Origin of the sequence: Arthrobacter sp. PvP023, from assembly GCF_017832975.1 — a bacterium.
Lineage (GTDB): Bacteria > Actinomycetota > Actinomycetes > Actinomycetales > Micrococcaceae > Arthrobacter.
Genome location: NZ_JAFIBI010000001.1, coordinates 3811328 through 3823304, shown reverse-complemented (window position 1 = coordinate 3823304; position 11977 = coordinate 3811328). Strand labels below are relative to the sequence as shown.

The 11977-nt window shown below is 65.5% G+C and carries 9 protein-coding genes; 5 read left to right on the top strand and 4 right to left on the bottom strand.

Translation table 11 applies throughout. The features are described from left to right. Positions 1-14 precede the first annotated feature (14 nt). Entirely contained in the window at positions 15-578 is a 564-nt protein-coding gene (purN, locus tag JOE31_RS17365) for a phosphoribosylglycinamide formyltransferase (RefSeq protein WP_209746721.1), read from the top strand. Positions 579-730: 152 nt separating this feature from the next. Continuing rightward, a complete protein-coding gene (locus JOE31_RS17360) occupies positions 731-1666 on the top strand; it encodes a hypothetical protein (RefSeq protein WP_209746719.1) in 936 nt (311 codons plus the stop codon). 75 nt (positions 1667-1741) lie between these two features. Here JOE31_RS17360 and JOE31_RS17355 read toward each other — a convergent pair whose 3' ends face one another. Beyond that, positions 1742-3094, bottom strand: coding sequence for an MFS transporter (locus JOE31_RS17355; protein WP_209746717.1), 1353 nt, complete (start codon positions 3092-3094; stop codon positions 1742-1744). Positions 3095-3246: 152 nt separating this feature from the next. Here JOE31_RS17355 and purH point away from each other — a divergent pair, with 152 nt between their 5' ends. Beyond that, positions 3247-4926 carry a bifunctional phosphoribosylaminoimidazolecarboxamide formyltransferase/IMP cyclohydrolase gene (purH, locus tag JOE31_RS17350; protein ID WP_209746715.1) on the top strand — a complete coding sequence of 560 codons (1680 nt, stop codon included), beginning with the start codon at positions 3247-3249 and terminating at the stop codon, positions 4924-4926. 67 nt (positions 4927-4993) lie between these two features. Here purH and JOE31_RS17345 read toward each other — a convergent pair whose 3' ends face one another. Next, positions 4994-5134, bottom strand: a complete 141-nt coding sequence (locus tag JOE31_RS17345) for a hypothetical protein (protein ID WP_245199238.1) — start codon at positions 5132-5134, stop codon at positions 4994-4996. A gap of 28 nt (positions 5135-5162) precedes the next feature. Next, complete coding sequence (locus JOE31_RS17340; protein ID WP_209746711.1) at positions 5163-6152, bottom strand: serine protease; 990 nt, start codon at positions 6150-6152, stop codon at positions 5163-5165. A gap of 291 nt (positions 6153-6443) precedes the next feature. Between JOE31_RS17340 and JOE31_RS17335 the strand changes: the two genes are divergently transcribed. Beyond that, positions 6444-8666 (top strand): NADP-dependent isocitrate dehydrogenase, encoded by a 2223-nt coding sequence (locus JOE31_RS17335; RefSeq protein WP_209746710.1) that lies wholly within the window; start codon positions 6444-6446, stop codon positions 8664-8666. Between the two features lie 135 nt (positions 8667-8801). Here the strand turns inward: JOE31_RS17335 and JOE31_RS17330 are convergent, their stop codons facing one another. Then, positions 8802-9443 (bottom strand): SRPBCC family protein, encoded by a 642-nt coding sequence (locus JOE31_RS17330; protein ID WP_209746708.1) that lies wholly within the window; start codon positions 9441-9443, stop codon positions 8802-8804. A gap of 234 nt (positions 9444-9677) precedes the next feature. Here JOE31_RS17330 and JOE31_RS17325 point away from each other — a divergent pair, with 234 nt between their 5' ends. Then, the gene (locus JOE31_RS17325; RefSeq protein WP_209746706.1) at positions 9678-11900 is read left to right on the top strand and encodes a catalase; all 2223 of its coding nucleotides are present in this window, start codon (positions 9678-9680) and stop codon (positions 11898-11900) included. The last annotated feature ends 77 nt before the right edge of the window (positions 11901-11977 follow it).

Here is an 11977-nt window from a genome sequence, read left to right as displayed (position 1 = left end):
CATAAGCTAGAGCCATGCGCATCGTTGTCCTCGTGTCCGGTACCGGTTCCAACCTCCAGGCTGTCATTGACGCCGTCAAGGCGGGCGAGCTGGACGTGGAGATCGCCGCCGTCGGCGCTGACCGGCCGGGGACCTACGGTGTGGAACGGTCGGCGGCCGCCGGAATCCCGACCTTCGTGGTGGATTTCAAGGCCTACGCCGCCCGTGCCGAGTGGAATGCGGCGCTGACCGAGGCTGTGGCCGCGTATGAGCCGGATGTGGTGGTGTCCTCGGGGTTCATGCGTATCGTCGGCCCGGAGTTCATTGACGCGTTTGGCGGCAAGTACCTCAACACCCACCCTGCCCTGCTGCCGGCCTTCCCGGGGGCGCACGGCGTCCGCGATGCGATGGCCTACGGTGTCAAAGTCACCGGCTGCACGGTGCACTGGGCCGACGCCGGCGTGGACACCGGCCCCATCATCGCGCAGGAAGCCGTTGCCATCCTCGACGACGACACCGAGGACACCCTGCACGAACGCATCAAGGTGGTGGAGCGCAGGCTCCTCGTCTCCACCCTGGCGCAACTCGCCGCCGCCTGAGCCTGGCCCAACTGACTGGCACTTCCCAACTGACTGGCACTTAACGTCGCGAAACGCGGTTTTCACGACGTTTACTGCGAGTCAGATGGGTGAGCGTGCGCAGTTCTGTGGATAACTTCTGAGCGCGGGCCCGGGGTTTGAAATCATGAGGAATGCGAGATCCGAACCCACTGCCCGCCCCGCTGGGCGAAGCACCCTTTACGGTCTACGAAGCTGTCGACGCCGGTGTGAGCCCCGGGCGTCTTAGGTTCCGTGAACTGCGCGTCCCATGCCGCGGCGTTCGCATCCCCAGCACATCCGAGCCTCTTGACCGGCTCAAGGTGGTCAGGCCGTACACGGTGGTGACCCCGTTCTCGGCAGCCTCGCACACCACGGCTTTCGTATTGTGGGGGCTTCCGGGGTATCTCCCGAATCGGGACGATGAGCGGATACACATATCGCGTCCTGACACTATGGCCATCCCGCGTCGACGAGGCGTGGTGGGGCATGTCGGGCAGTTCTTTTCCGACGAGGTTGTCAGCCTCGGAGGGCTGTTGATTACCACGCCTGCACGGACCTGGCTGGATTGTTCGCGGAAGATGAGCATCAACGAACTGACGGTGGTGGCAGATCACCTGCTGAGGATTCCGCGGCCCGAATTCGACGGGAGGACGGAGCCGCACGCCACGCTGGAAGAGCTCGCGGACATGCTGGACCGGCATAAGGGAACGCCCGGGATCCGGAAGGCCCGGCTGGCACTGGAACAGGCGCGCGTCGGCGCAGACTCCGCACCGGAGACCCGCCTTCGTCTGGCGCTGGAGAACGCGGGCCTGCCCGAACCGCAACTGAACGTACCCACGGAGCTGAGTCCCGGCGTCGTGCGTCAGCCTGACCTGCGCTATCCGGAGCACAAAGTGGCGGTGGAGTACGAGGGCGAGGGCCATTCCGAGGTGGCGCAGATCGTCCGGGACATAGCCCGCGAGGAGGATTTCAGCCGTGCCGGGTGGACCCTGGTCCGGATCTCCAAACGGCACATGGTCAATGATGCCCGGCCGGCGGTAGCAAAGGTCCGCACGGCACTCGTGAGCCGCGGCTGGGTACCCAAGTGACTGGCACTTAACGTCGTGAAAAGAGTGTTTCGCGACGTTAAATGCGAGTCAGTTGGGAGGGGACGGGAGCAGGGCCTACGTCAGCGTGCGCTGCTTCGTCTCGGGGGAGAAGAACGCCATCCACAGCACCGACAGCAGGACCAGCCCGCCAGCGAGTGCGAAGGACGTTGCCAGGCCCAGCTGCGGCCACAGGACCGAGGCGAAAATGAGCGGTCCGAAGCCCGCCCCGAGCCGCGAGAACGTGGACGCCCAGCCGAAGCCGGTGCCGCGCAGGTCCGTGGGGTACAGCTCGGAGACGTACGTGTACAGCACCGGAATGGCCACCTGCACGATGAAGCCGAACACCAGCAGCCAGAACACGGCGGCGGACGGGATGTCCACCACGAACGCCACGATCACCAGGGTCAGCGCGGACAGCGGCCCGGTGATCGCCAGGATCCACTTGCGGCCCACGCGCTCCACCAGCACGGCTGCCACCACCACGCCCAGAAGGCCGACGGCGGCCATGGACGCCGTCGTGAGGAAGGCCTTGTAGTCCTGGAAACCGGCGCCGATCAGGATCCGCGGCATCCATGTCAGGGACAGGTAGTAGACCAGCAGGATGCTGAAGAACAGGGACCATGCAGCCGCGGTGATCTTCCAATTGAACCGCCAGACGCGGACCAGCTGGAGCCAGGCGCTGCCGGCAGAGAGCTTCGGGGCGTCCTGAGCATCCGGGAGGCTGTAAGCGCGGGGTTGGGCACCCGTGGCCTTGACCAGGTCGTCGATGACCTTGGCGGCCTCGTCGCGGCGGCCCTTGCGGATCAGGAACAGCGGCGATTCGGGTACGCTGCGCCGCACCCAGAACACCAGCAGGGCAGGCAGCACCATCACCAGCATGGTCAGCCGCCAATCCGCGAAGGCCGCGACCAGCCAGGCGGAAACAAAGCCGCACAGCGCGGCGCCCACGGGCCACCAGCCGTCCATCGCGGTCAGCACTTTGCCGCGCTGTTTCCGCGGCGTGAACTCACCCACCAGGGCATAGTCCACGGGGATGCACCCGCCAAGGCCGAAACCTGCCATAAAGCGGAACACGCAGAACCAGATGAAGTCGGGGGAGAATGCGCCCAGCACCGTGAAGAGCGAGAAGATCAGCAGGGTGGCCGTGAAAGCCTTCTTGCGCCCGATGGTGTCCGCAATCGTGCCCCACGCGAACGCACCCAGGGCCATGCCCACCAGGTTGGCCGTGCCGATCCACGCGGCATCGCCGGGCGCCAGCGCCCAGTGGGTGGACAGCAAGGGGATGAGGATCCCGTTCAGCGTCACATCCCAGGCATCGAACATAAAACCCAGGCCGCCGATCACGAAGATCCGCCCTTGGACTTTCCACCGCCAGGGCAGTTCCTGGACCACTTGTTCGCCGCTGGGCACAGTGGTGTAAGTATTCATCTCGGCCTCCTGGGAAAACTCTACGTTGCGCTCGCGGGTGCGCGCGCGGACTTCACACTCGGGCCTGCAGGGAGGGCATCGCGCGGGACGCGATAAACTGGCCACATCCCCACCAACCGCGGCACCCACCGTGTCAAAAGACGGAGACCTTTGTGAGCTTTACGCAGCTAGACCGTGTTCCCATCCGCCGAGCCCTGATCTCGGTCTACGACAAGACCGGTCTGGAGGAGCTCGCGAAGGGCCTGCACGAAGCAGGCGTCAAGATCGTCTCCACCGGCTCCACCGCGAAGAAGATCGCGGCTGCGGGCATCCCCGTCCAGGAGGTCGAGGAAGTTACCGGCTCGCCGGAGATGCTGGACGGCCGCGTCAAAACCCTCCACCCGCGCGTCCACGGCGGCATCCTGGCGGACCGCCGCGTCCCCGCCCACATGGAAACGCTGGCCGGCATGGAGATCGAGGCGTTCGACCTCGTCGTCGTGAACCTCTACCCGTTCGTGGAGACCGTCAAGTCCGGTGCCGCGCAGGACGACGTCGTGGAGCAGATCGACATCGGAGGTCCCGCCATGGTGCGCTCCGCCGCGAAGAACCACGCCGCCGTCGCGATCGTTACCGATCCCAATTTCTATGGCAACGTTGTGCGTGCCGCCGCAGAAGGCGGCTTCGACCTGAAGACCCGCCAGCGCCTGGCCGCGAAGGCCTTCGCCCACACAGCCAGCTACGACACCGCCGTGGCCACCTGGACGGCCAGCCAGTTCCTGGACGAGGACGGCGACGGCGTGATCGACTGGCCCGCCTACGCCGGCCTGGCCCTGGAACGCTCCGAGGTCCTCCGCTACGGCGAAAACCCGCACCAGCAGGCCGCCCTCTACGTCGACAAGGCCGCTCCCGCCGGCATTGCCCAGGCTGACCAGATCCACGGCAAGGCCATGAGCTACAACAACTTCGTGGACGCCGATGCCGCCCTTCGCGCAGCATTCGACTTCGCCGAGCCCGCCGTGGCGATCATCAAGCACGCCAACCCCTGCGGCGTGGCAGTCGGTTCCGCCGACGCCGCGGACGCCATCGCCGACGCACACGCCAAGGCCCACGCCTGCGATCCCGTCTCCGCATTCGGCGGCGTCATCGCAGCCAACCGCACGGTCACCGCCGGAATGGCGCGCACCGTTGCCGGCATCTTCACCGAGGTCGTCATCGCGCCTGGCTTCGAGGACGAGGCCGTGGAGATCCTGTCCAAGAAGAAGAACATCCGCCTCCTGGCCCTGCCGGAGGGTTACGGCCGCTACCCGACCGAGTTCCGCCAGGTCTCCGGCGGCATGCTGGTGCAGGCTGCTGACAAGGTCGACGCCGAAGGCGACAACCCCGCCAACTGGACCCTCGCCGCCGGCGAGGCCGCGGATGCAGCCACGCTGGCCGACCTCGCGTTCGCCTGGACCGCCTGCCGCGCCGCCAAGTCCAACGCCATCCTGCTCGCAGACAACGGTGCTGCCGTCGGCATCGGCATGGGCCAGGTCAACCGGCTCGACTCCTGCAAGCTGGCCGTGGAACGCGCCAACACCCTGGGTGTGCAGGTAGAGTCCGACGTCGAAGGCGCCGGCGGTGCAGCCGGTCCGTCGACGACGGAAGCCAGCGGAGCCCCGCAGCGTGCCCGCGGTGCCGTGGCAGCCTCGGACGCGTTCTTCCCGTTCGCCGACGGACTGCAGATCCTGATCGACGCCGGCGTCCGCGCCGTGGTCCAGCCCGGCGGTTCCGTCCGGGATGACGAAGTGATCGCCGCGGCGAACGCGGCCGGCATCACCATGTACTTCACGGGTGCGCGCCACTTCTTCCACTAAGAGTTAAGCGCCACGTACGACGGCGACCGCCCCGAAGAGGGGACGGTCGCCGTCGTCGTTTATTCAGTTAGTTGTCTTCCGGTTCCGCCTCTGGCTCAGCCTCCGGCTCGGGGAGCCGGACCTCGCGGGGTTTCGCTTCGGCCATCCGCTCCGGCGTCCAGTAGGCGATGATGTCCTCCGGCGCCTGGCTGATGTCGCTGTGGCTCACGGCGTCCTCATCCGAGGGCCCGGTGCTGTCAGTTCGCGGACGATGCACTCGAGTACGCCTGCTGGATGACGGAACCCCAGTAGGGTCCGTACATGACCTTGGAGGGGGCGCCGCTGTAGCCGTAGCTGTTGATGGAGTTCTGGTAGCCGCTGGAGCTGGTGCCGATGAACCAGGGACCGCCGGAGGAGCCGCCCGTCATGTCGCACGGGATGCCCTGCGTGTTGAACTGGGGGTTGTAGGGGTCATCGCTGGCCGGGCCGGTGCAGCTGACCAGTGACTGTCCGTCGAACGGGGCCGCGGCCGGGTAGCCATAGGACTTGTAGGTCAGGCCGCGTGCTGCGTTGAACTGGACCCCGGATGAGCCCACCACATCGGCCAGGTTCTGGCCGTTGAGCTGCGAGACGACGGCGAAGCCTGTGTCGTACTGCATGTCTCCGGCCGAGCTCCACTGGGTGGGGGCGTACAGGGCCTTGGCCGCCCATTTGCCGTACGGGGCGGCGCCGTCCAGATAGGCCGGGACGAAAACGAAGTTGGTGGCAAACGCGCCGGGACCCTCATTGACGCAGTGGCCCGCTGTGGACACGGTGCTCTTGTTGTTGGACACTACTGAGTTACCCGAGCAGACGTAGTTGCTGCCGCCCATGGTGAAGAAGACTTTGCCGATATGGGACACCGGATTCTCATCGACGTGCAGGACGGTCTTTCCCTTGCCTGCTTTGCCCGTGATTTTGGTACTCGAACCCTTTTCCACCGCCGCGGCTGACGAGGTGTTGCCGCGCTGCAGCGCCTTGGCGGCCAGTACGTCGCCCGGAACCGCTGCACGCATGCGGTCTGCCGTCCAGTAATCCGCCGACTTCGAGCCGTCCACCGACTGGCTGGCAACCTGTGCGGCTTCCTGCGGTGAGGCGTCCTGTGGTGACGCGGGCGCTGCATTTGCCCCGCCGGCGGCACAGACGGCCAGCAGTGCGGCTGCGGACAGGCTCAGGAGGCTGGTGGCCAGAGTCTTCGATTTCGTCATGGGTGTGTCCTCAACAGAAGTGAATGCGGCGCCCTCAGATGGTGGCCGCCGCTGGTGGTGATCAACCTACCCACTGTGACAATTGTTGTAAATAGAAACCCGAGTTTTGTATTGTGCCTGGTGTTACGCGGAGTCCCGTGTCATCGCGGCCCTGTCAGCGACCGGCAGGGTCATGCTACGCGTCTCTGGAGGCCCCGATGGGCGCCGACGCGGCCTGCTCGGGTAAGTTAAGTATGTTGAAATAACGCCAGAGTTCCAGATGTATGTATACCTTCAGGAGACGCCCAAGCAATGGCCAAGATTATCTATACCCACACAGACGAAGCGCCCATGCTGGCCACCTATTCGTTCTTGCCGATCGTCGAGGCCTACGCGTCGACTGCCGGTGTGGAAGTGGAGACCCGGGACATCTCGCTCTCTGGCCGCATCATTTCGGTGTTCGGTGACTACCTCACCGAAGAGCAGCGGATCAGCGATGCCCTGGCCGAACTGGGCGACCTGGCAAAGAAGCCGGAAGCCAACATCATCAAGCTGCCCAACATCAGCGCTTCCATTCCGCAGCTGAAGGCGGCCATCGCCGAGCTCCAGTCCCAGGGCTACGACCTCCCGGACTACCCCGACAACCCGTCCTCCGACACCGAGACGGACATCCGCTCACGCTACGACAAGATCAAGGGTTCGGCCGTGAACCCGGTCCTGCGCGAAGGCAACTCGGACCGCCGTGCGCCCCTCTCCGTGAAGAACTACGCCCGCCAGAACCCGCACTCCATGGGTGCCTGGACGCCGGAGTCCAAGACCAACGTGGCCACCATGGGCGCCGATGACTTCCGCGCCAACGAGAAGTCCGTGGTCATCGAGTCCGATGACACCGTCAAGATCCAGCTGGTCAAGGAAGACGGCACCGTCAAGGTCCTGAAGCGCGGATTCCCCGTCCTGGCAGGCGAAGTTGTGGACGGCACCGTGATGCGCGCCGCCGCCCTGGATGAGTTCCTGGCTGCACAGGTTGCCCGCGCCAAGGAAGAGGGCGTGCTGTTCTCCGCACACCTGAAGGCCACCATGATGAAGGTCTCGGATCCCATCATTTTCGGCCACGTGGTGAAGGCCTACTTCACCGAACTGTTCGACACGTACGGCGAGCAGCTCGCCGCCGCCGGCCTCAGCCCCAACAACGGCCTGGCCTCCATCCTGGGCGGACTCGAAGAACTCCCGGAAGACGTCCGTGAGGGCGTCCAGGCAGCCATCAAGAAGGGCCTCGCAGAGGGACCCGCGCTGGCCATGGTGGACTCGGACAAGGGCATTACCAACCTGCACGTTCCCTCCGACGTCATCGTGGACGCCTCCATGCCCGCCATGATCCGCTCCTCCGGCCACATGTGGGGCCCGGACGGCAAGGAAGCGGACACACTGGCCGTTCTCCCGGACAGCAGCTATGCAGGCATCTACCAGGTTGTCATCGACGACTGCCGCGCCCACGGCGCCTTCGACCCCACCACCATGGGCACCGTGCCGAACGTTGGCCTCATGGCCCAGGCCGCCGAGGAATACGGCAGCCACGACAAGACCTTTGAGATCCAGTCCGCCGGAACCGTCCAGCTCGTGGACAGCAAGGGCAACGTGCTGATCGAACACCAGGTGGCACCGGGCGACATCTGGCGCGCCTGCCAGGCCAAGGACGTGCCGATCCGCGACTGGGTCAAGCTGGCCGTCACCCGCGCCCGCGCCTCCGAAACGCCCGCCGTGTTCTGGCTGGATGAGACGCGCGCACACGACGCCAACCTGATCGCCAAGGTCAAGGAATACCTCAAGGAATACGACACCGAGGGCCTCCAGATCGAAATCATGTCCCCGGAAAAGGCCACGGCCTTCACGCTCGAGCGCATCCGCAAGGGCGAGGACACCATCTCCGTGACCGGAAACGTGCTCCGTGACTACCTGACGGACCTTTTCCCGATCCTTGAACTGGGTACCAGCGCCAAGATGCTCTCCGTGGTGCCGCTGATCAATGGAGGCGGCCTCTTCGAGACCGGCGCCGGCGGATCCGCCCCGAAGCACGTCCAGCAGTTGCTGAAGGAAAACCACCTTCGCTGGGACAGCCTTGGTGAGTTCCTGGCCCTCGCCGTCAGCTTCGAGCACCTGGCGACCACCACGGGCAACAAGCGTGCCCAGGTACTCGCCGACACCCTGGACCGCGCCACCGGCACGTTCCTGCTTGAGAACAAGTCCCCGCGCCGCAGCGTAGGGGAACTGGACAACCGCGGCAGCCACTTCTACCTCGCCAAGTTCTGGGCGCAGGAGCTGGCCAAGCAGACCGACGACGCCGAGCTGGCCGCCGATTTCGCCGCTGTCTCCGAGGCGCTGACCTCCAACGAGGACACGATCATTGCCGAGCTGCTCGCAGTGCAGGGCTCCCCGGTGGACATCGGGGGCTACTACCACCCGGACGTTGCCAAGGTCGCCTCGGTGATGCGTCCGTCCGCGAAGTTCACTGAAGTTCTGTCCGGCCTGGCCAAGTAGCCGGACCCGCTGAACGTCAGAACGCCCCGCCTCCCATCACGGGAGGCGGGGCGTTCTTGTTTGGCAGGCAGCCGACGCGGGCGTGGGAGCCGACGCCGGCTTGGCAGCCGCAGCTGCCGGCCGGCCGCAACAGCGTTAGCGCTGGACGTGCTTGCCGAACGGAGGCTCGGTCGCCATGTCCGGATCGGTGTTCACGGGCTGCTCGGTAGGCACCGCGTCGTAGCCCACTTCCTCTTCGAGGGGGACCGCAGTGGTGGCAGCCTGAGGATTTTCCGCCGTCGTACCCGCTGCAGCGCCCGTTCCGGCGGCACTTCCAGTGACTGCGCTGTCGCTGACGCGTTCCCGCCAGGCGCCGGTTTCCACGTGGCGTTCCTCGATGAATTGCTTGAAGCGTTTGAGGTCCGAGGCCACCTGGCGGGAATCAAGCCCCACTGCTGCTCCCACCTTCTCAACGGCGGAGTCCGGCTCCCAGGCGAGTTCAACGCTGACCTTTGTTTCGGTCGGGTTGAGTGCTTCGAACCATACGGTCCCTGCGTTGCGCGGCTCGTCGAGGCTTTCCCACGTGACGCGCTGGTCCGGCTGCTGGACGGTGATTCGCGCGTCGTATTCCCTCTTGACGCCGGCGATGCTGGTCTGGAAGTGCACTGTGGTGTCGTCGAGCTGGCGGACAGCGTCCACGCCGCTCATGAAGTGCGGGAAGTCCTCGAACTGGGTCCACTGGTTGTAGGCCTGGCTCAGCGGGACACCTACGTTGATGGATTCCTGGACAATTGCCATGCGTAAATCACTCCTTCAGCTGGCGGGCCGGCGGCCCGCGGTTCTGATCTCGCTGCGCTTCGTGGGCGCACTTAACCAACCTAGCGACATTGGCGGCAAATAGTAAGTTTGCTGACGAATCTCCCGCAGGTCCGTTGTGGTTGCGTGTCGCCTTCCCTAGAGTGATAAGCAAGCTTAGTTTCTGGCCGAACGGCCGCCTGTGGCTAAGAACTGCTCATCAAAGGGGAACGAACCATGCCAGCTGACAGCAACATCCGCATTCCCGGCGCGACGTCGAGCGAGCCACCCGCTGTTGCCGAGCCGACGGAACCGCGCGAACCGCTGCCGCCCAAGCCGGACCAGCGGGGCCCCGAGGCGGTCTCGCCCACCGGAACGCCGAGCGGCGCCCCGGTCCATTCGAGGGCCCAGTCCGGCGCCTACCTCACCACCGCGCAGGGGCTCCGGCTCCAGGATACGGACCACTCGCTGAAGGCAGGCCGGCGCGGCCCGGTACTGCTCCAAGACCACCATCTCCGCGAGAAGATCACCCACTTCGACCACGAGCGCATCCCGGAACGTGTGGTGCATGCCCGCGGCGCCGGAGCGCACGGCATTTTCCGCTCCTACGGCTCCGCTGCCAACATCAGCCGGGCGGGATTCCTGGCCAAGGACGTCGAAACACCTGTATTTGTCCGGTTCTCCACGGTGCTGGGGTCCCGCGGCTCCGCCGATACTGTCCGCGATACGCGCGGTTTTGCAACGAAGTTCTACACGGATGAGGGCACTTTCGACCTGGTCGGCAATAACATCCCGGTGTTCTTCATCCAGGACGGCATCAAGTTCCCGGACATCATCCACGCCGGCAAACCCCACCCGGACCGCGAAATCCCGCAGGCCCAGAGCGCCCACGACACGTTCTGGGATTTTGTTTCGCTCCACACCGAGGCGCAGGCGCACACCATGTGGAACATGTCCGACCGGGCACTGCCCCGTTCCTACCGCACCATGGAGGGCTTCGGCGTCCACACGTTCCGTTTCGTGAATGCCGAGGGCGCCACCAGCCTGGTGAAGTTCCATTGGAAGCCCAAACAGGGCGTCCATTCGCTCCTCTGGGAAGAAGCCCAGCTCATCAACGGCATGGACCCGGACTTTCACCGGCGCGACCTTGCCGACGCGATCGAGTCCGGAGCCTACCCGGAATGGGAGCTGGGAGTGCAAGTCTTCCCGGACACCGAGGAGGAGTTCTTCGAGGGAATCGATCTCCTGGACCCCACCAAGTTCGTCCCTGAAGAGCTTGCGCCGGTGCAGCCCATCGGCCTGATGACCCTCAATGCCAACCCGGTGAACTACTTTGCCGAGACCGAGCAGGTTGCCTTCCACCCCGGCCACCTCGTACCGGGAATCGACGTCACCAATGATCCGCTGCTCCAGGTGCGGCTCTTCTCCTACATCGACACGCAGATCTCCCGGCTTGGCGGTCCGAACTTCGGACAGATCCCCATCAACCGGCCACAGGCGCCCGTCAACGATATGCTGCGCGACGGAATGCACCAGCAGGCGGTGCACGGGGGTGCGGCACCGTACCACCCGAATTCGCTGGACGGCGGCTGCCCGTTCCTCGCAGGGGCGGACCTCAGCGCATTCGTCGACGTTCCCGAGCAGTTGGCGGCGGCAGTCAAGGAACGGAAGTCGCCGGCGTCGTTCGATGACCATTTCAGCCAGGTCAGGCTCTTTTTCCGCAGCCTGAGCCCGGTGGAGCAGGACCATGTGATCCAGGCCTACACTTTTGAGCTCGGCAAGTGCCGGGAGGAAGCCATCAGGGAACGGCAGCTGCAGAATCTGGCCAACGTTGACGCCGAACTGTGCGCTGCCGTCGCCACGGGACTGGGCATGTCGGCACCCGCAGCTTCGGTGGAGGTGGCCGACGCTGAGCCGAGCCCCGCGCTGTCGCAAGTCGGAGGCACCTGGCCGGTGAAGGGACGCGTGGTGGGTATTGTGGCCGACGCGTCCAGTGACCTTGACGCGGTGCGTGCCGCGCGCACGGCTCTGGATGCCGCGGGGATCGTGCCGCTGGTCATTGCACCCTCCGGAGGCTACTTGGGAGAGGGGGCCGACGGCGGGATCCCCGTTCAGCGCACCTACCTCACCGCACGTTCCACGGAGTTCGACGCTGTGCTCGTGGCCGGATCGGCTGACCCGGCCCCGGACGCTGACCAGGGCCTGGATGCCAAGGCCGGAGAGCCCGGCGCTTCCCTCGATCCGAGGGTGGTTCTTTTGCTTTCCGAGACGTTCCGCCACGCGAAGGCGATCGGCGGCTGGGGCGGAGGTTCCGCCGTCGTGGACGCCGCTAGCATCCCGCAGGATGCTCCCGGGATAGCTCTCGGTGAGTCAGCGGACGGCGTGGTGTCGCAGATCCAGGAACTGCTTGCCGCACACCGGTCCTGGGACCGTTTCCCGGCGTCGGGCTTCACGTCGTAGCAGAGCCCCTAGCGGGGGCGTCCCGGCGAGGGGCGGATCTTCGTGAGGCAGGACGGCTGATTCCGGCAAGTGCCGGA